The following is a 19,659-nucleotide window of genomic DNA, read 5'->3' as shown; positions in this document are numbered from 1 at the left end:
CTGCCAAATCCCCCTTCAACTACGATTAATACGGAAGTTTTACTCTTTCCAAGTATGTTATTAAGAAACTTGATAATGGGTGAAGGTGAAAGAACACTACAGCTAGTATTGTTCTTTTTCTATTATTAAGCCGTTACATGAAAAAAACCTTCCATCATAACAGAAGGCTGGCTTATTCCCTCTCTTATCGTTCAAGGTATCCCTTGCTCAGGTTGAGCACCATTTCACAAATGTGACGGTTGCCGGGTTTCTTAGGGCCTGTCCCTCCGCCTACTCTGAATAAGAGTGTTTTCCGTTCGCAACTATGTTATCGAAACAGCCTTCAGAAGTCAACCAAATCCTGCAATCACCGACAAAAATTATCGGAATTATCCGTCACCTAATTCTCAGCAAATGATTGCAATTCAAAATAGTATGTATTAATATTTTAATGTGTTATACTAATTTAAAATCAACTCAAAAGGCGGGATCTATATGCGAATGATGCACGCAGTAACAGCGTTAGAGGAATTGCGGAACCAACCCAATATGAAAAGGAACCTATCTGCGGCTCAATTGACTGAGGCGGCATTGTCCCGCCAAGAGGCACGCCTGACAGAAACAGGTGCCTTGCGGGCAGCTACTGGCAAATATACCGGCCGCTCCCCTAAAGATAAATTCATTGTCAAAGATGAACTTTCTGAAAACAAGGTAGACTGGGGAAAAGTGAATCAGCCGATAAGTGAAGCCACTTTCGAGCATCTGTTAGGCAAGGTCGTCGATCATTTGCAAGCAAAAGAAGAAGTATTCTCATTCCAGGGATTTGCAGGAGCCGATGAACGCTATCACCTGCCGATACAGGTGATCAATGAATATGCCTGGCATAACTTATTCGCCCACCAGCTGTTCATCAGGCCGAGTGATGAGGAGCTGGCATCCCATAAGCCTTCTTTCATCGTCATCTCCGCTCCGGGCGTAAAAGCAGATCCGTTGGTCGATGGCACCAATTCGGAAGCTTTTGTAATCGTTTCCTTCAAACAGCGTGTGATTGTGATTGGCGGCACGGAATATGCCGGTGAAATGAAAAAATCGATCTTCTCTGTGATGAACTTCCTGCTTCCGCAGCAAGAAATCATGCCGATGCACTGTTCTGCGAATGTAGGTACAGATGGCGATACGGCTCTATTCTTCGGTCTATCTGGAACGGGTAAGACGACGCTTTCCGCCGATCCGAACCGGCCTTTGATCGGGGATGATGAACATGGCTGGTCACCAGATGGCATTTTCAATATCGAAGGCGGCTGTTACGCCAAGTGCATCAATCTTTCCGCAGAAAAAGAGCCTGAAATCCATGGTGCGATCAAATTCGGAACCATCCTTGAAAATGTATCCGTTGATGAAGCTGGCATTTGTGATTATGAAGATGGATCTGTTACGGAGAATACACGTGCTGCTTACCCGATCGACTATATCAAGGGCAGTTTACCGAAAAGTTTGGCGTCCCATCCCAAAACGATCATCTTTTTGACTGCCGACGCAACTGGCGTGCTGCCTCCGATCAGCAAGCTGACGACCGAGCAGGCGATGTACCACTTCTTGAGCGGCTATACGAGTAAACTCGCTGGTACGGAGCGTGGTGTGACTGAACCGGAAGCGACATTCTCCACCTGCTTTGGAGCCCCGTTCCTGCCGCTGGCACCATCCGTATACGCTGATATGCTGGGCAGCAAGATCCGCGAGCATCAAGCAGATGTGTACCTGGTCAATACAGGCTGGACCGGTGGAGATTATCATTCGGGTTCCCGGATGAAGCTTGCTTATACAAGAACGATGGTACAGGCAGCTCTTTGTGGGGAATTACGCGATGTAGATACGATCCAAGATCCTATTTTTGGCCTGCATGTTCCTGTTTCCATCGTTGATGTACCAAAAGCACTCCTGATGCCGGAGAATGCTTGGGAAGATAAAACAGCTTATAAGCAAAAAGCGCAGGAACTGGCTGTTCAGTTCCATCAACATTTCGCAAAATTTGATTTTATTGACGACGCGGTACGCCAAGCGGGTCCGCTATACAAATAAAAGAGAACCGCCCCGAAAGACAGCTGTCTTTTGGGGCGATTCTTTACATCGTTTTTTCAAGCTGATCTATGTGATGCAGTGCACTAGGCAGCACTTTATCTTTCATCATGAAGCTGTATTCTGCGTGCTGGGCCAGGTGGGAAGGAAACTTATCCACCATCACTGGTCCATATGTCTCCAAGTAATTGGATTTCTTCTTCAGTTCCGAGATGATGGCGTAATAGACATTTTTCACAATATGCCCCGCTTTGCCGGCTACGAAGTACTGCCCGACATATTTCAGCTGCTGGACTACGCCACCAGTCTCCTCCATCACTTCCCGCATCGCCGCATGCTCTGCCGTTTCGCCTTTTTCGACCTTGCCGCCCGGGAACTCCAATCCCCGATCTTTATGGCGTGTGAGCAGCCATTTGCTTCCGTACCGGCAAATCACCCACACATGTTTAGGCTGATCAGAAAATGGATGATCGGCGAAAGACATCTTCACTTCATTGTTATAGTAATCTCTGAACGTAATCATCATCCCACTGCCTTCTTCACATCAAACCTACAAGTATTTGACTGCTGCGATCTTCCAGCCTCCGTCATACAAGAATTTGATCTCGATTGTATAGTTACCGTGCAAATCATCGGTATTGCTTTGTGTAATTGTAACATACTTATCGGAGTCTGTTTCTACTTTGTATGAATTATCCGGGTTGAACCATGCAGGTGTTTCAGTCGGCAAGATATACAAGCCATCAGCTTCTTCCGAGAAATAGAAGTCGACGATCGATTCGCTTACATCCCTTGTGGCTACTTCGTCAAAACTCTTCAATAATTCTTCTTTGGTATTGTAGTGCAGCACTTTGTAATTTTCATCTATCTCCTGGGTGACTTTGTCCATGAAGGAAGATGTCAGCTGTTCTATTTGTTCCTTATCCAATTCCTGGTTTGCGGGGAACTGGCTTTTTTCGGCTGTTACTGCAGTTATATTATCTGATTGGTATGATAGCGCGAATGCAAATGGGACTAGGAGCATGATGATGACACCTATTGCTTTTTTCCATCTTGGTTGAAGCATAATCAGTCCTCCTTATGTAGTCATATTATAGGTATTCCTCATTTTCCCTTTTTTGAAACACAGTATCGATTATGAGCTGATTACTAGCCTCTGTATCGAACGAAGAACTCCTCTGAATCAAAACCCATAAATTTGAAGTTCATAGTAAAGTTTACACATCTGCCCCTAGGCATTCTTTATCTATTTCATCTTAAGCTATGAAAAATTTGTGGGGATTTCTTCTCAATTGTTGCTTTTTGTAAAAAAATGTGAAACAAATCGCTGTAAAACTCGTTAAACTTTGGTAAGCTTTCCAAGGCGGACTAATTTTCAGGAATGATTTGTAATAAGACATACTTATGCAGAAATAAAGTGATTGAGTCCGTTACTTTAGAGAGCAAATTACCTTTGGAGGGATTAGATGAAAGCGGTAAAACATCTTGGCTGGTTCGTATTGGCACTGGCACTATTTTTGACTGGATGCGGTACAGACAGCGCTTCTACAGATGCAGAAAGCAAAGAGAAGAAAGGTCCTACACCTGAAGAAATCCTGCAAAGCACATCCAAAGCCAATGAAGATCTGAATAGCTATGATATGGATATGTCAATGGATATGGATGTGAAAGCAACCGGTCTGGATCAGTCCATGACAACGACGGCAAACGGAACGATCGTGATGGATCCATTGTCTTCTAAGCTCAGCATGGAATCCATGGGAGAACAGTTCGATATGTATATCAAAGACAATATGATTTATATGTACGAACCAGCATCTGCCATGTGGCTGAAAATGGATGCTGAATCAGAAATCGGTGCTTCCCTTGAAACAGATCAAGTTGCCGAGCCTTTGGATGAGCAGATCCAACAAGTGAAGGATTTGGCTGATAACATCAAAGTATCCGAAACAGACTCAGAATATGTACTGGATGTTGTAGTAGCCGAAGATAAAATGATGAGCTTCATGGAAGAACAAATGGGTGCAGCAGGCGAAAGCATCGAAAGCTTGGGTAACTTCACTTTCGATAAGTTCAACTACACCATCTCCATCGATAAAGAAACAAATTATCCGAAGAATATCAAATTGGATATGGTCATGAATATGGAAGATGCAGGTGACGAAGCAACTGTCAATGCAGTAGTGGATATGAATTACGACAACTTTAACGCAACAGAAAGCATTGACATTCCAGCAGAGGCTGAGAGCGCAGTTGATATTTCTGACCAAGCAGCTTTAACGTATTAAACATGAAAGGCACCAGGATTATCCCTGGTGCCTCTTTTATTAGATATTGTATTTCACATCTGCGTCTTTTTCTAATTCATCCACTCTTTCAAGCATGACTGTCTGCAAATTCTGTTGTTCCATCATCGTTTTCAGCTGATCCTTGATGTCATCGTATTTTGGCAGGCTGTCTTCTTGATTGCTTTCTTTTGCCTGCTTTTCCATCTCTTCGTAATATGTCTTCATATCGTCTTCCGTCACTTCTTTTGGTGACAGCTCGTTATCGACATATTTATTTACAAGCAGGCCTTCTTTCAGCCGCTGCTTGTACTCCTCTTCTGTTGTATCAGCAGCTTCCAAAGCTTCCTTGAATTTATCTTCATTTTCAAATTGGTCTTTGGCAGATTGCATTTCTTCATCCAATTCTTTATCGGAAACCTCATAGTTTTGATTCTCCGCTTCTTGGAAAAGCAGTTTATTTCCTACAAGACTTTTCAATACTTGATCCTTTAATTCTTTCGCACCATCATCTGTAGTCGGATCCTCGCCGTTTGCCTGTGATTGTTGCTGTGCATTAGATAGGAGTGAATTATACTCCTCACCTTTTATCTCGGTACCATTAACAGTCGCGACTGTTTCGTCCGGATCCACTTGCTGTTCCTCCATCTTCTTCTGCATTTCTTCTGCTTGCTTCTGCGCTTTTTGTTCAGCACTGGAAGAATCAGATGAAGAATCCTCATCATTCCCACATGCAGCCAATACTATAGCCAGTACCAGCATTAAGCATAGGGTCATCAAACGTTTCATAAAATAGAAACCCCTCTCTTCGTATATGGTTACGAATGTAACATCTATCAACAGTCAACACAAGTATACCACGTTATTCTGGAAGATAAGTAAGACAAAGACGCCCCTTTAAAGGACGCCTTTCTTAAGCAATTGCTTTTTGCGATCTTTATGATCTTTCACGACCAGGGCAGCATGTACGGCTCCTGGTACGAAAAATAGTAGTGTCAAAACCAGATTCAGTAATGCCTTGAATGGTTTACCAGTGAATAATACGGCCACTGGCGGCAGAAAAATCGCCAACAGTATTCCTTCTCTTTGCTGCATTACTTTAGAAATACCCATTTTCACTCCTTTTGACACCTACTCCCCTTCCTTTACCTCTTTGGATACATGCAGCAGATACTCCATATCCACTTCTACCCCGATACCCGGATTAGCTGGAATTTGGATGCTTCCTTTCTCCACCCGCAGTGGCTCTTGCAGCAAATCTCTCTCAAAGTACCTGTCAGAACCAGACAAATCACCAGGTATCGAAAAGCCCTGCAAAGAGGCCAGCGCCAGATTATGCGCCTTCGAAATGCCTGTTTCCACCATACCGCCGCACCAGACAGGCAAGCCGGCTTGCTGGCACAAGTCATGGATGCGGATTGCGGCAGTCAGACCGCCAACCCTTCCAATTTTGATGTTGATGGTCCGGCATGCTCCTAGCGCAAGAGCCTGCCAGGCGTCCTGCCAGCTTTCCACCGTTTCATCAAGGCAAACGGTCGTCTGCATCTGTTCTTGCAGCCGTTGATGCAGCACAATATCCCCCGAGGGAAATGGCTGTTCAATCATCTGCAGATTCAAGCTGTCCAGATCAGCAAGCAGAGGCAGATCCCGTTCCCTGTACATACCGTTTCCATCGATCATCAGCGAAAGCTCCGGATCAATTAATGTAACCTGCTCAATAGCCTGCCGTTCATTATATTTTGATACTTTCAGCTTGGCACGTTCAAAGCCTTGCCTGCGAATCATCTCGATCGTCTGTTCAAGATCGTCCGATAGACTGATGACAGCACCCGCCTTCGCTTTTGTCCTCGTACCGCCTATACAGGAAGCAAGACTCCGATTCTGCTGCTTGGCATATAAGTCCCAAATGGCTCCTTCCACAGCAGCTTTGGCCATTTGATTACCGACGATGCCGGCAAACAGCTTCGGAACATCTGTCGGGTGATTCACTTTTCCGGCAAACAAGAGCGGCAGCAGCGATTGCTGAAGCAGTATCCAGCTCGATGCCACTGTTTCACTCGTATAGAACGGTTCGGCAAAAGCGACTCCTTCGCCATATCCCAACCGTCCGTCAATATCCTGTAATTCGACGATGATTCCTTCTCTTTCATGCAGGACGCCAGCATGTGTTGTGAAAGGCTGTTTGAGCGGCAAGGTATAGCGGAACAAGCGATAGCCTTTTACCTCCATCATGCATTGCCCTCTTCGAGTTTCTGCTGCAGCTTATAGCGCATCAGCTTATTGCTCGCATTCCGCGGAAGTCCATCGACCCAGTGCCAATATTTCGGGATTTTATAGCGGGCTAATCTTTCCTGGCAGTATGCCTGTAGGTCTTCGATGCTGATCTCTTTATCCTTTACAAGGAACGCAACAGGCACAGCTCCCCACTGTGTGTCAGTTTGTCCGATGACAGCTGCCTCATTGATAGCGGGGTGGCTGGCCAAAACTCCTTCCACTTCGGCAGGATAGATATTCTCACCGCCCGAGATGATAAGGTCTTTCCTTCGATCAAGCACATACAAATAACCCTCTCTATCCGTATAACCGATGTCACCTGTCGCAAGCCACCCTTCTTGGAAAGCTGCTCCGGTTGCTTCCGGGTTTCGATAGTATCCTTTCGTGATCATCGGGCCCTTCACTTGGATTTCTCCTGCTTCATCAGGCTTGGCCAAGCCTGTTGAGGTCATGATGCGCAGCTGAGCCGGAACGAGCGCTTTTCCAGCCGAGCCCAGCTTACGGATACTGTCTTCTGGACTTAATGTCACGATTTGAGATGCAGTTTCGGTCATGCCATAGGACTGGAACACAGGAATGGCATTCGTTTTTGCCTCTTCCAGCAAATGGAGCGGCGCCGGCCCTCCGCCTAACAGCATGCAGCGGAAAGTATCCGGATAGGTGATACCGTCTTTCTCTTGCAGACGTAAAAGGCGCTGAAGCATGACTGTTACAACCGATACGATTGTGACACCATGCTTTGTGATTGCTGTCTGGACGATTTCTTCATCGAAGCCCTGTGTCACATACAGCGGCATCCCATAGATGGCACTTTTGAAAATGGTGGATAAACCGCCAACATGGAACATCGGCAGCGGAGACAGCCATTTGTCCTCCTGGGAAAGCCCAAGATTCAAGGCAGAACCAATGGCACTCCACCAATGGTTGCCATAAGTATGCGCAACACCTTTCGGATTTCCTGTAGTCCCGGAGGTATAGATGATGCTGAATACATCATCAAGACGAAGTTCTGTGCAGCATGTATACTCCTGGGGCGGCTGTTCATGCAGCATCTCAATGGTCTGGAGGGCAACTGGAGTGGCCTTGGCCTGTTGTTCATATTTTGCAGCAGCAAGCAGTAGTTCCGCTTCACTGTCTTGCAGTTGAAAGGACCATTCAGCCACTGTCAGTCTTGTATTGAGCAGGATCAGCGTTGCACCGATATAGCTAAGTGCATGGACAAGCACTACCATCTCCACACTGTTATGGGAAAGTACAGCAACGCGCGAACCACGCCGCACACCTAAAGAAGCGAGTCTACAGGCACTGGCATCGACTGCTTCGTGCAGATCGCGGAAAGTCATCTTCGTTCCTTCCGGTGTTTCCAAAGCCAGCCGCTCCGGACTGACCGACGCCTGCTTTTGCAGCCAATGCGGGATGATTTCCGACATGTTTCATCCATTCCTTTCTGTCATAAAGAAGAACCTTTGCAATTCGCTGCAAAGGTTCCAGTCATTGTTTATTAAGGGAAACGCGGGAATTTTTTGAAGTCAGGTGTGCGTTTTTCCTTGAATGCGTCACGGCCTTCCTTCGCTTCATCCGTTGTATAGTAAAGCAATGTAGCGTCTCCGCCCATTTGCTGCAAACCAGCAAGTCCATCTGTATCTGCGTTAAGAGAAGCTTTCAAGAAACGCAATGCTGTCGGAGACATGGAAAGCATCTCTTCACACCATTTAACTGTTTCTGCTTCCAGCTGATCCAAAGGAACAACTGTGTTGACCAAGCCCATATCCAATGCTTCTTGTGCATTGTACTGACGGCATAGGAACCAAATTTCACGAGCTTTCTTCTGACCGATGTTACGTGCAAGAAGACCAGCACCGTAACCAGCGTCAAAGCTTCCGACACGAGGACCTGTCTGACCAAAGATCGCGTTATCTGCAGCGATCGTCAAGTCACAGACTACATGAAGAACATGTCCGCCACCAATTGCGTAACCAGATACTTCTGCTACGACTGGTTTCGGGATAACACGAATCAAACGCTGCAAATCAAGTACATTCAAGCGAGGGATTTGATCTTCTCCTACATACCCGCCATGACCGCGAACTTTTTGGTCACCGCCTGAACAGAATGCTTTGTCGCCGACACCAGCAAGTACGATAACGCCGATGTTAGAGTCGTCACGAGCGTATGTAAACGCATCGATCAGTTCATTTACCGTCTGCGGACGGAACGCATTGCGAACTTCCGGACGGTTGATCGAAATTTTTGCGATTTGATTGTATTCTTCGTACAAGATATCTTCGTACGTACGGGTAGCTTCCCATGTAATTGCCATTATGATTCCTCCAATATATCCGCTTCGACATGAAGCAAGTATCTTCTTACTATTTTATCAAAAATTCGCGGTTGTTCAACATGGATACAATGACCGGCTTCTGCCACGATGTGCAAATCGGCAGCAGGCAGCTGCCTTTCCATCTCCTGATTGATACCGACGAATTTGTGATCCAATGCTCCGGTGACAAGCGTCACCTGTATATCCAGCTGGGATAGTTTGCCCCAATTGGAATCCTGCCTTCCTGTCCCCATGGTGCGGAGTGACTTAGCCAAACCGCTGGCTTGCTGGGAAAGCCGCTCCAACCTGATTGCCATTCGGAGCGGATCAGGCAGGCTTTTTTGTGTTTCGAACAGCGGGATATTTTCCCAGAAATCCACAAACTGTTCCAACCCTTCCTCTTCCAGCATACTGGCCAAACGCTCATCTTGCCGCTGTCTGGCCAACCTCTCTTCGGCTGTCAGCAATCCAGGTGATGCACTTTCCAAAAGCAGTTCGCTCACTTTGCCTGGATAACGGCAGGAAAAAGCAAGTGCTGCCCTGCCTCCCATGGAATATCCGAGCAGCTTCACCCTTTGAATACCCTGCTTATCAAGAAAAACAGCAATCTCATCCGTGAAACGGTTCATCGTCAGGTCATCTTGAATGTCCGACTGGCCATGGCCTGGCATATCCATTGCTATCACATGATGTTTTTCAGCCCATGCATCCAGGAATGGCAGCCATGTCTGATAAGAACCAGTAAAGCCGTGAAACAACAAGAGTGTCTCATCATGCCCCTTTCCATACTCCATGTAATGGATATCAAGCATGACTGTTCTCCAGATAATGCAAAAGCTCTTTTTCCGCTTCCTGCCATTTTTCTCGATGCCAGTTGACATTGTCTTCCCGTTCCGTACGCACTTCGATGATGTGCATGCCTTTTTTATTGTAGCTCTCCTGCAAGGCATCGGCAAAAGCTGCTCGATCAGCTGCCAGTGTATATGGCAGCTGATAAAGACCTGCTGCATGCTCGAAGTCCAAATTGGTCGGTGTACCGAAAAGCGTCTCGAAATGGGCAGCTTCCTGCGCCTGCGGCAAGAAGCTGAAGATGCCCCCGCCGTTGTTATTGATGACGACAATGGTCAAATCAAGGCCGTAATTCCGACCCGCCATCAGTCCATTCATATCGTGATAAAAGGAAAGGTCCCCAATCACGAGTGTGGTGCGTTTGCCACTGGCTGCCACGCCTGATGCGGTAGAGACGACACCATCTATCCCATTGGTGCCGCGATTGCACCAGGGCTGGATGTGCTTGTCCGTCGTGAAGAAAAAGCTATCCAAATCTCGGATCGGCATGCTATTCCCAACGAACACATTACTTTCATCAGGAGTATTTCGGAGGATGTCCTGAACTGCGATTCCCTCTGTAAGCTCCATATTTCCTGTGTCATCAGTCAGAACCTGCCGCGCAATGCGGTTCATTTGCTGCCATTCGAGCAGCCATGTCTCCATCTTGACAGGGACAGATTCTGATAGTGCCTCACAAAGCTTGACCGGGTCGCTGTAAACAAATTGCGTGTTCATGCCCACCGGCTCACGATATCCGGCGTGTTTTTCTACAACAATATGGTCGCTGCCTGCATATTCTTTCATAAGGAATAAATACGGCTTGGATACAGGCATCGCTCCAAAGCGGATAATGAAATCCGGCTGCAGTTTCGCACGCACAGATGCCGATTTTAAGATTGTATCATATGTTTCGATGATAACGTCCTTTGTATGAGTCCCGCTTCGCAATTGCGATAATGGATCGGCCAGGACTGGAAGCTGCCATTTCTCTGCCAATCTAACAACAGCATGTGCAAGTTCCGCATCTTCCTGGGGACCGACGACAATCAAGCCCTTTTTACCAGTCTCAAGTATTTCGACAAGACGCTGTATCTCGTTTTCATCCAATCGGGCTGTGCCATACAACGGCGGCTTCGCAGCGGATTCCCCTGAAGACCAAATATTCTCTACGGTAAAGTCAGGCGTAAGTGGCTCGCGGAACGGAAAATTGAGATGTACTGGTCCAGGATTCCCTTCCTGCGCCTGCTGCATCGCCCTGACAGCTTGCTGCTGTACATATCGCAATGCAGCCGGGTTAGCTTCTGGCAGCATCATCTCATGGAACCATTTGACGAAACCACCATACATTTGAATCTGATTGATTGCCTGTGGTGCACCTACATCACGTAATTCATGCGGACGGTCAGCTGTCAATAGAATCAAAGGAATACGACTGTAAAAAGCCTCGACGACCGCAGGCATGTAGTTGGCTGCTGCAGTTCCCGATGTGCAGACGAGCGCCACGGGCTTTTGGCTTTCCTTCGCCAGACCAAGAGCGTAAAACGCAGCGGAACGCTCATCCAAATTCACCCAATGCTTCATATGCGGATGCTCCGTCATCAAGAGGGCAAGCGGAGTGGAACGAGATCCAGGTGAAATGACGACCTGCTCCACACCGCTGCGCCAAAGCGCGTCCACAAAATGCCCGACGTATTTGGTCAATGTTTCAATATGGCTCATTTTGATACCTCCAAAGCCTCGAGCATCGGACGGAATTTAATGGCCGTCTCCTCGAATTCCATCTCAGGATCAGAATCCTTCACGACACCACAGCCTGCAAATAAAACAGCCTGTTTCTCATTCAGCAAGCCGGATCGTATGGCAACGGCAGTATCTCCATTGCGATAGCTATCCTGCCAGCCAATCGGTGCACCGTACCAGCCACGCTCGAGCGGTTCTTTCACTTCGATGAAATCCAGTGCTTCCTGCTTGGGAAGACCTCCTAAAGCAGGAGTCGGATGCAGTTCCTGAATGATTTGCTGTAAAGATGCCCCTGGGAGGAGCTTAGCAGAAACAGGCGTGTACAAATGCTGGAGCTGACGGAGCTTCATTAACTGCGGCCCGCCAGGCAAGCGTAAATCCTTGGCATATTTACTTATCACACCAGAAATCATCTTCACGACGTATTGATGTTCTTCTTGGTTCTTATTATCGTGCAGCAACGCTTCTCCTATCGATTGATCTTCGGCCTCATTTCTGCCTCGTGGTGCAGTTCCTGCGACACAGCTTGTATGCAATATGCCGGACTGTACACGCACAAGACGTTCAGGCGTAGCTCCAAGGAAGCAAGCAGAGCCATTCTCCACCGCGAAAAGGAAACTGTCCTTTTGCGTATCCAGCAAATTACCAAGGACATGTGACACGTGGATTTTCTCTTTAAATTCCAATTTCATCCCACGTGCCAGCACAACTTTATCCAATTCAGTCGATTTTATTGTGTCCGTTGCTTCTTTTACTAACCGCTTCCAAGCTTCTGATTCAAGCTCCTCCTTGCTGATGAGCTCTTTTCGAACAGCTGGAATGGTACCTTCAGCGAATAGCTGTTCCAGCTGACCAAGGATAGCAGTTATTTGGCTCTCTATATTGGAGCCATCGACCAACTGATTGATAGTTAGATAATAATCTGTCTTTGTTTTGGTCAAAGTAAAAGCGGGTATGCGATATTGCGTGTCCGGGAAGTCCTGCCACAGGTCGCGTTCTCGCTCTTTTTGAAAGTTGATTCCACTGAAAGCGACTGGACCCGTTCCTGCTCCCGCCGAAAGATTGTGAACAACTGCACTTTCTATAGCATGCTCCCATTCATCGGCTGTACGCATATCCATCACTGTTGGTCCGGCACCAACCAAGCAAAAGTCATCCTTTTGGCTGTACCAGAAATTACGATGCCCTTCCAAAGAAGAACCATTGGCAAAGAAACGGAGAGGATCTATCGCTCCGACTTTCTCCGTCCAGCTGACCAGTATTTTCTGCTGCCGATTCTCGGCAGCTTCACGAAGAAAAGACTCGAAATCTGTCTTATATTGTTGAATCATGTTTTCCGACCTCCACATTACTGCAAGGACAATAAAGTACGTTTACGTTCATTTTTGGATGTCCTTCCCTATTCTATTCCCTTTTTCGCCGATTAACAAGGAGGAGCACTTATTAACTTATCTTAAGTAAGTAAATAACATTGACATGCTATCTTTGTTTCCCTAAAATTAATATGATATAATGCCCTGCATTTTTAAGGAGAGAAAGTATTATGCAATCTATCGGAAACGATAATGTGCGACAAGCACTTAATGAGCGCGAAGGCTTCCAGATCTGGTGGCGTCTGATGCGTCCGCATACATTGACAGCTTCCTTCGTCCCTGTCTTTATCGGAACGATGCTCACTCCATTGGATGAGATCAACTGGCTGCTGTTTGGGGCCATGCTGCTTGCATGTATCTTGATCCAATGTGCGACGAATATGTTCAATGAATATTATGACTTTGTTCGCGGACTTGATAATGAGCAGTCTGTCGGGATCGGCGGTACAATTGTACGTGACGGTATCAAGCCGAAAACTGTCCTGGCACTTGCGTTGACATTCTATTTCATCAGCATGCTGTTAGGCGTTTATATCTGTATGGAGTCCAGCTGGTATATCGCATTGATCGGGCTCGCATGTATGCTCTGCGGTTATTTGTATACAGGTGGCCCTTATCCGATTTCGTATACACCATTCGGTGAATTGACGTCTGGCGTTTTCATGGGTGCCATCATCATCTGTATTACGTATTATATCCAGACGGATACGCTTACCGGCAGTGTCGTATTGATCAGTATCCCCGTCACCATCTTTATTGCCTGCATCAACTTTGCCAATAATTTGCGTGATCATGACGGAGATAAAGTTAATGGCAGACGGACTGTCGCCATCTTACTCGGCCGAAAAAAAGGCGTTACGTTCCTTGGTATCTGGTTCATCATCAGCTATGTGATCACTGCGGTATTCATCGCTGTAGGATTGCTCCCAATTTGGGCTGTGATTACATTTTTGAGCATCAAGAAAGCTCGGGATGCATACCGAGGTTTTCTCGGCAAGACCAAACCGCTTGAGATGATGCCTGCCATGAAGGCCACAGGACAAACAAATACGATTTATGGACTTTTGCTAGTGATCGCTTTATTGATCCAGCAGTTCGTGCCATTCTCATTCTAAAAGCGGGCAGCATGCCCGCTTTTTATTTAGGTTTAATGCAGGCTTGTGCGGGAATACAATACATACAGAAAGCGGGTAAAGTTTTATGGACTTCTCAAACACATTAATGGAGCAACTACAAATGCAGGTGGTTGAAGCAAGTAAGGATCAAGTTGTGATGAAGATGACGGTAGGACCACATAATCGGCAGCCAATGGGTTTCTTGCACGGCGGCGCCAGTGTTGCGTTGGCTGAAACAGCAGCAAGCATCGGCGGCAATCTACATGCAGATCCATCAACCCAAGCTGTGTTTGGCCTGGAAATCAATGCGAATCACATTCGCAGTGTCCGATCCGGAATCGTGACAGCTATCGCTTCGCCGATCCATATCGGGAAATCGACGATGGTATGGCAAATCAACATTTCGGATGAGAACAAAAACCTGCTCTCTATCGCCCGCTGTACGCTGGCTGTGAAAACGAAACAGCAATAAAGGAGATGGATGGAATGGATAAAGATAAATTGGATTCTTTCCGCAGACAATTACTTGCGATGAAAGAAGAAGCAGAAGAACAAATCAAAGGGAACGATAGCTATAACAGCGCAAAAGAATTTCCGAATGATTCTATCGGTGAAATGTCCACCATCGTCAATCACCCTGGTGATCTCGGTACGGAAATGCATGATCGCGAAACAGCGCATACACTTAAGGAATCTGCTCGTGAACGCTTGCGCGATATTGAGGATGCACTTGATCGCATAGAAGAAGGCACTTATGGACGAAGTGAGAAATCCGGCAAACCTATTCCAGAGGAGCGGCTGGAAGCCGAGCCGACTGCCCGCCTCCTCGTTGAGGAACAGGCAGAAATGGAAGAAGCGAGAAGAGCATAAGAAAAAGGCACCCTCGCAGGGTGCCTTTGTTAATTGCGGCGTGTAAAGCCGTGCGGCCACATCCACACGTGTCAAAGACGTGCTTTACCGACTTATGCAATTCAGCTCATCGCTAGATTATTGTAGCATGATCTGTCGTTATTTGCAATAACTGTTTTGCTTCAAAAAAGCCCCAAAGGAAGCTTTTTATACTGCAGCTGTTCGATTACGTTTGGCGAACCATGGCTTTAATTTAGCGAATAAAGGTACAAAGACAATCGCTATGACAATACCTTTCACAAGGTTGAAAGGTAGGATACCAGCAGTGACTGCAACCCATTTCGCATTGTCACTCATGACAGGAGATCCCAAGAAGATGCTATATAGCGGCAGGACAATGAAGTAATTCAGCACACTCATTCCGACTGCCATGGCAACTGTACCGGTAGCCAATCCAGAGATGAGTGTTTTTTTGCCTGCTTTGAATTTATGATAAAAGTATGCAACCGGCATGACGAAAAGCATGCCTGCCAGGAAATTGGCTGCGACTCCAACCGGATCCCCGGCTCCTGTGAAAATAAGATACAATAAGTTCTTGATGGCTTCGACAGCTACACCTGCCAGCGGTGAAAACAGCAAGGCTGCAATCAATACCGGAATCTCACTGAAGTCGATCTTCAAGTAAGACGGAAGAATCGGAAGCGGGAAATTAAGCAGCATAAGCACCATGCTGATTGCTCCCAGTAAAGCAAAAGTAATCGTTTTAGTCAATTTGGATGAACGCATGATCGTTCTCCTCCTTCATCTTGTTTTTCGATTCTAACTCTTGATGAAGGGAAAGCAGCTTATTTACGTCAAAAAGCCCCGGAGCATAGTGCTCTGGGGCTTGGAATATACGCAAATAAGCAAGAAGATGTTCCTCATAAGGAAACAAGAGGTAGCCGTATGGCACCCGTCTTCTGCTTCGTATCTTCTCCCATCCAGACTTTCACTGTCGGTCCCGGACTTGCACCGGATCAGCCACAGAACAAGCGTCCTGCGGGTCACGGACTTCAGCAGCAACTTGCTACTGTCACCGTCGGTCGGGAATTGCACCCTGCCCCGAAGATAGAATCGATTTAGTTTGTCATTTTATTATACCTGCTTTTCATGCATTTGCAACCCCTATGCTCATAGATCCAATGGATTCAGGCTTTCTTCGCCTGTCAGGTTTGTCAAGAATTTTACCAGCAGGTCGACTTCCTGCTGGATGACCTGCAGACTGACTGTTTCTACCGGTGAATGCATGTAGCGAAGCGGTAAGGATACGAGTGCAGTCGATACACCTTTTCCTGAATAGCGCATCTTATCTGCATCCGTACCGGTGATGCGCGGCGTCAATTCGTATTGCAGCGGGATATCGAGCTCTTTTGCTGCTTGCTCAAGCAACAGGTTCGCCTTGCGGTTGATCGGTGCTCCCTTGGCCAGTACAGGACCTCCATCCAAGCTGACATCGACTGCTTTTCGCCGGTTCACACCTGGGTGGTCGGTTGCGAAAGTCACATCACATGCAATCGCTAAGTCAGGCTGGATACCAGCCGCAGCGAAATATGCACCGCCCATATTCGTTTCTTCATTCACCGTACTGGCTGCATATACGCCTACATGCAGCTTCTCTGTCTTAAGCCGTCGGACGACTTCCCCGACAATGAAAGAACCAGTACGGTTATCCAATCCTCGACCTGTCAAATAGCGATCCATCAATACAGACGGCTGTCGCTGGTAAACGATCAAGTCTCCCACTTGCACGTATTGCTCGATTTCCTGTTTGGACTTTGCACCACAATCAATATACAAATCCGGCAGTTCGAAATCTCCCTTCACCCCGCCAAGATGCATTGCATTCACGCCAACAACACCAGGAATCGTCTTGCCATATCCTAAGACTTGCACGGTCATACCCAGCGCTGCCTTGGCGTTGAATCGTCCCATTTCATCGATGCGGAGGAATCCATTTTCATCGATTCCTGTAACCATCATCGCAATCTCATCACAATGGCCGGCAAGCAGGACTTTGAATTTCGCCTCCGGGTTGATGACCGCAATAGCGTTCCCTGACGCATCGGTGCGCATTTCATCGGCAAATGGTGCGTATTCCTTGATCCACTTTTTCTGTATTTCCATTTCGAAGCTGGACGGTGAGGCTGTCCGCAGCAGATCCATTAAAAAGTTTTGATTCTCTAGTTGCATATCTATTCCGCCTTTATATGAAGTCTTCTAACACTGTAGCACAAACAGAGGCTTATTTGTTTAGTTTAACCGACCGGTCGGGTAAACTAAACATCAGAAAGGATGAGACATATGACGACATTGAATGAATGGTTTGACAAAGGAATCCATATCGATGCCTATTTGGAATCCATGCAGGCGCATAAAGAAAATACATTGCATATTTACGATCATTACGAGCTTCCGGCCGATACGGAGTTCTTTAACACACTCCGTTCCCAAAGACTTCGAGCCATCGTGCTGACAGAAGACTGGTGCGGGGATGCGATGCTGAACCTGCCGATTTTTTATCATATCGCCCAGGCAGGCGCAATCGATGTCCGCATCCTTCGCCGTGATGAAAATCTTGAACTGATGGACCAATACTTGACGAATGGCAAGAGCCGTTCCATTCCGATCATCATCTTCATCAACCAAAATGGGGATGAAGTCGCGAAATGGGGTCCGCGCGCTCCTGAATTGCAAGTATACATCGATGAGTCATTCAGCAGCCTGCCCGACAAGGATGCCCCTGAATATGGAGAAAAACGTGATCAGATGCTCACCTTCATCACAAAATCCTATCGAGACAATCATGATTTCTGGCAGCGCGTATATGCAAGTATGAAAAGAGGACTTGAAGAAGCATAAAAACATCCAATTTGGATGTTTTTTTCTTTTATCAGCATGCGGAGATATATACTACTTCAACTTGCTCTCCATTTCTTCCAATAATGCGCTGCTGGGCCCATTATGAAGCAGGTCATAAAACAAACCTAACTTGCTTAGTTCGCCTGCACGCTGAGAAATGCCATGTTTATCACCATCATAATGACAAAGCACTTGCTCCATAAAGCCATCACCCACTTGGGAAATCCCCGCAAAATCAATAGCCGGGTCGCCGATATGGACATCACTGAAATCGATGATACCGATTTTGCCGATTGCCTTTTCCCATAAAATATGCGCCGTTCTCAAGTCCCCATGCACGACAGCCATAGGTTCAGTCTGTAGAACTGTAAATAACTTCTCCGTGTGATGGATGATGGATGCTGGCATGCTCGGATAATAACGCCTTATTTTTTCAAACAGCAGTTCATAATAAACCTTATCCCGCTTCGGCAATTCATACCGGGAAGTATCGACATGATGAAGTTCTGTGAGAAAAGATCCCAGTTGAACCGCAGCTTCTTTCCGTGCATCTGCAGGTATGTCCCTATGTATCGGATGACCGGAAATATATCGGTAAAGCATTACCTCTTTACCATCCGGAGCTTTGCAAATACGATATGTTGGCAGCCTGATATCGGCTTTGAGCTGCAATTCCGATAAAAGCTTCTGTTCAGCGCAATTGACATGCCTTTCTTCCTTCGGTATCCGCAGCACCCAGTTTCCATTCACGACATACACTTCGTGATCCCAGCCTGTATCAATGGTTTCCCATTCTTTAATTGGTTCGTTGATGTATGTTTCCAACCATCTTAACTCAGTCAGATTCACCACCTCCGTTTAAAGCATGTGAATATACATATACTAACAAAAAAAGAGGAGGGATAGGTTGGTCACTCAGTTTTTACGACGCTTCTATTTTCGACTGCCTATTTTCATTCGTCTCTTCTCAACCGTACTTTTTGTCATGCTGGTTTTCGGAATCAGTATGCACTATATAGAACCGAAGCAATTCCCCACTTTTTTTGACGGAATTTGGTGGGCTTTCGTGACCGCATCCACTGTCGGCTACGGTGATATCATCCCGGAAACATTACATGGTAAGATCCTTGCAATAATACTCATCCTTTCAGGTGCAGGTTTGTTCACGTTTTATTTGGCTACCATCGCGGCTGGGACCGTCAAGTACACCCAAGACCTCTCCAAGGGGCTGACCGATTTCAAAGGATCCAATCATATCATCATTGTCGGCTGGAATGAGCGGGCGCGGACACTGCTGCAGCGGCTGACCGAAAAACATCCGGAACAGCCCGTCGTCTTGATCGATCAGACATTGACCCAGCTCCCCTACCGGGAACATCCGTTACACTTCATCCGTGGAGATGCTTCAGAGGATAAGACACTTCAAAAAGCCAATATCCAGCAAGCAACCACCGCCATTATTACGGCAAACGCAGGAAAGAATGAAAAACAAATTGATTATCTGACAATCCTGACAACGATTGCTTTGCGCGGGAACAATCCTAATCTTCATATTGTGGCAGAAGTGCTGACTCATAATCAAAAAGAAAATCTCCGTCGGGCAGGAGCGGATGTCGTGATCCGGACGAATGATTTCGTAAGTACGTTGTTTTTCCATGAGGTGTATCATAAAGAGAAGAAGAGTCATCTGGAGCTTTTGCTGCATTTCCTGAAAGAACAGGAGATACGGGTCATCCCTTTACCGAGTGAATTAGTCGGTAAAAGCTACTTTGAAGCAAACCGTTACTTCGCCCGTAAAGACAAGACAACAATCGGCTATATGCGAGGTACAAACATGGATATGAGTCCGGACTTCCAAGAGCCGATGCATATAGAAGATAGTATTATCATCTTGCAGCATATCGAATAAAAAATCCCTT

Annotated in this window: 20 protein-coding genes and 2 riboswitches; of the genes, 7 read left to right on the top strand and 13 right to left on the bottom strand. The window is 46.5% G+C overall.

Annotation, left to right across the window (positions count from 1 at the left end):
- Window positions 1-181: 181 nt before the first annotated feature.
- Window positions 182-286: riboswitch (SAM riboswitch) on the bottom strand.
- Between the two features lie 188 nt (window positions 287-474).
- Window positions 475-2,058 carry a phosphoenolpyruvate carboxykinase (ATP) gene (gene pckA / locus BLQ53_RS03235; protein ID WP_425288277.1) on the top strand — a complete coding sequence of 528 codons (1,584 nt, stop codon included), beginning with the start codon at window positions 475-477 and terminating at the stop codon, window positions 2,056-2,058.
- A 43-nt stretch (window positions 2,059-2,101) separates the two neighbouring features.
- Here pckA and ytkD read toward each other — a convergent pair whose 3' ends face one another.
- Both ytkD and BLQ53_RS03225 read right to left on the bottom strand, forming a co-directional pair.
- Window positions 2,102-2,578, bottom strand: coding sequence for an RNA deprotection pyrophosphohydrolase (gene ytkD, locus BLQ53_RS03230; RefSeq protein ID WP_093725872.1), 477 nt, complete (start codon window positions 2,576-2,578; stop codon window positions 2,102-2,104).
- 27 nt (window positions 2,579-2,605) lie between these two features.
- Window positions 2,606-3,121 carry a hypothetical protein gene (locus tag BLQ53_RS03225; RefSeq protein WP_093725814.1) on the bottom strand — a complete coding sequence of 172 codons (516 nt, stop codon included), beginning with the start codon at window positions 3,119-3,121 and terminating at the stop codon, window positions 2,606-2,608.
- 400 nt (window positions 3,122-3,521) lie between these two features.
- On the opposite strand from BLQ53_RS03225, the gene BLQ53_RS03220 reads away from it, so the two are divergent.
- A complete protein-coding gene (locus tag BLQ53_RS03220) occupies window positions 3,522-4,343 on the top strand; it encodes a DUF6612 family protein (RefSeq protein ID WP_093725813.1) in 822 nt (273 codons plus the stop codon).
- A 39-nt stretch (window positions 4,344-4,382) separates the two neighbouring features.
- Here the strand turns inward: BLQ53_RS03220 and BLQ53_RS03215 are convergent, their stop codons facing one another.
- From BLQ53_RS03215 to BLQ53_RS03180, 8 genes are all read right to left on the bottom strand, one after another.
- Window positions 4,383-5,129, bottom strand: coding sequence for a SurA N-terminal domain-containing protein (locus tag BLQ53_RS03215; protein WP_093725812.1), 747 nt, complete (start codon window positions 5,127-5,129; stop codon window positions 4,383-4,385).
- 108 nt (window positions 5,130-5,237) lie between these two features.
- Window positions 5,238-5,435, bottom strand: coding sequence for a YqaE/Pmp3 family membrane protein (locus BLQ53_RS03210; protein ID WP_093725871.1), 198 nt, complete (start codon window positions 5,433-5,435; stop codon window positions 5,238-5,240).
- Between the two features lie 36 nt (window positions 5,436-5,471).
- Window positions 5,472-6,572, bottom strand: coding sequence for an o-succinylbenzoate synthase (menC, locus tag BLQ53_RS03205; RefSeq protein WP_244499224.1), 1,101 nt, complete (start codon window positions 6,570-6,572; stop codon window positions 5,472-5,474).
- Window positions 6,569-8,044: an o-succinylbenzoate--CoA ligase gene (locus BLQ53_RS03200; RefSeq protein ID WP_093725811.1), complete on the bottom strand. Its 1,476-nt coding sequence runs from the start codon at window positions 8,042-8,044 to the stop codon at window positions 6,569-6,571. Before BLQ53_RS03200 ends, menC begins: the two co-directional genes overlap by 4 nt.
- 71 nt (window positions 8,045-8,115) lie before the next feature.
- Window positions 8,116-8,934, bottom strand: coding sequence for a 1,4-dihydroxy-2-naphthoyl-CoA synthase (menB, locus tag BLQ53_RS03195; protein ID WP_038565044.1), 819 nt, complete (start codon window positions 8,932-8,934; stop codon window positions 8,116-8,118).
- The gene (menH, locus tag BLQ53_RS03190) at window positions 8,934-9,746 is read right to left on the bottom strand and encodes a 2-succinyl-6-hydroxy-2,4-cyclohexadiene-1-carboxylate synthase (protein WP_244499223.1); all 813 of its coding nucleotides are present in this window, start codon (window positions 9,744-9,746) and stop codon (window positions 8,934-8,936) included. Before menH ends, menB begins: the two co-directional genes overlap by 1 nt.
- Window positions 9,739-11,484, bottom strand: a complete 1,746-nt coding sequence (gene menD / locus BLQ53_RS03185) for a 2-succinyl-5-enolpyruvyl-6-hydroxy-3-cyclohexene-1-carboxylic-acid synthase (RefSeq protein WP_093725809.1) — start codon at window positions 11,482-11,484, stop codon at window positions 9,739-9,741. Before menD ends, menH begins: the two co-directional genes overlap by 8 nt.
- Window positions 11,481-12,836, bottom strand: coding sequence for an isochorismate synthase (locus BLQ53_RS03180; RefSeq protein ID WP_170829560.1), 1,356 nt, complete (start codon window positions 12,834-12,836; stop codon window positions 11,481-11,483). The genes menD and BLQ53_RS03180 overlap by 4 nt, the downstream gene beginning before the upstream one ends.
- 212 nt (window positions 12,837-13,048) lie before the next feature.
- Between BLQ53_RS03180 and BLQ53_RS03175 the strand changes: the two genes are divergently transcribed.
- The 3 genes from BLQ53_RS03175 (at window position 13,049) to BLQ53_RS03165 (ending at window position 14,863) form a co-directional block, all read left to right on the top strand.
- Entirely contained in the window at window positions 13,049-13,993 is a 945-nt protein-coding gene (locus tag BLQ53_RS03175; protein ID WP_093725807.1) for a 1,4-dihydroxy-2-naphthoate polyprenyltransferase, read from the top strand.
- An 85-nt stretch (window positions 13,994-14,078) separates the two neighbouring features.
- Window positions 14,079-14,465: a PaaI family thioesterase gene (locus BLQ53_RS03170; RefSeq protein ID WP_093725806.1), complete on the top strand. Its 387-nt coding sequence runs from the start codon at window positions 14,079-14,081 to the stop codon at window positions 14,463-14,465.
- 14 nt (window positions 14,466-14,479) lie between these two features.
- Complete coding sequence (locus tag BLQ53_RS03165) at window positions 14,480-14,863, top strand: TraR/DksA C4-type zinc finger protein (RefSeq protein ID WP_244499222.1); 384 nt, start codon at window positions 14,480-14,482, stop codon at window positions 14,861-14,863.
- A 186-nt stretch (window positions 14,864-15,049) separates the two neighbouring features.
- Here the strand turns inward: BLQ53_RS03165 and BLQ53_RS03160 are convergent, their stop codons facing one another.
- Together BLQ53_RS03160 and BLQ53_RS03150 are read right to left on the bottom strand one after the other, a co-directional pair.
- Window positions 15,050-15,628, bottom strand: a complete 579-nt coding sequence (locus BLQ53_RS03160) for an ECF transporter S component (RefSeq protein WP_093725804.1) — start codon at window positions 15,626-15,628, stop codon at window positions 15,050-15,052.
- A 178-nt stretch (window positions 15,629-15,806) separates the two neighbouring features.
- Window positions 15,807-15,955, bottom strand: a riboswitch (FMN riboswitch).
- A gap of 57 nt (window positions 15,956-16,012) precedes the next feature.
- Window positions 16,013-17,071, bottom strand: coding sequence for a M20/M25/M40 family metallo-hydrolase (locus tag BLQ53_RS03150; protein ID WP_093725802.1), 1,059 nt, complete (start codon window positions 17,069-17,071; stop codon window positions 16,013-16,015).
- Window positions 17,072-17,182: 111 nt separating this feature from the next.
- On the opposite strand from BLQ53_RS03150, the gene BLQ53_RS03145 reads away from it, so the two are divergent.
- Window positions 17,183-17,740: a thioredoxin family protein gene (locus BLQ53_RS03145; RefSeq protein WP_093725801.1), complete on the top strand. Its 558-nt coding sequence runs from the start codon at window positions 17,183-17,185 to the stop codon at window positions 17,738-17,740.
- A gap of 51 nt (window positions 17,741-17,791) precedes the next feature.
- Here the strand turns inward: BLQ53_RS03145 and BLQ53_RS03140 are convergent, their stop codons facing one another.
- Window positions 17,792-18,589, bottom strand: a complete 798-nt coding sequence (locus BLQ53_RS03140; protein ID WP_170829559.1) for a phosphotransferase family protein — start codon at window positions 18,587-18,589, stop codon at window positions 17,792-17,794.
- Window positions 18,590-18,647: 58 nt separating this feature from the next.
- Between BLQ53_RS03140 and BLQ53_RS03135 the strand changes: the two genes are divergently transcribed.
- Entirely contained in the window at window positions 18,648-19,649 is a 1,002-nt protein-coding gene (locus tag BLQ53_RS03135; protein WP_093725799.1) for a potassium channel family protein, read from the top strand.
- The last annotated feature ends 10 nt before the right edge of the window (window positions 19,650-19,659 follow it).

Origin of the sequence: Terribacillus halophilus, from assembly GCF_900101385.1 — a bacterium.
In the GTDB taxonomy this organism is placed as follows: Bacteria; Bacillota; Bacilli; order Bacillales; family Amphibacillaceae; genus Terribacillus; species Terribacillus halophilus.
This window is presented reverse-complemented; position numbering and strand designations above follow the sequence as displayed.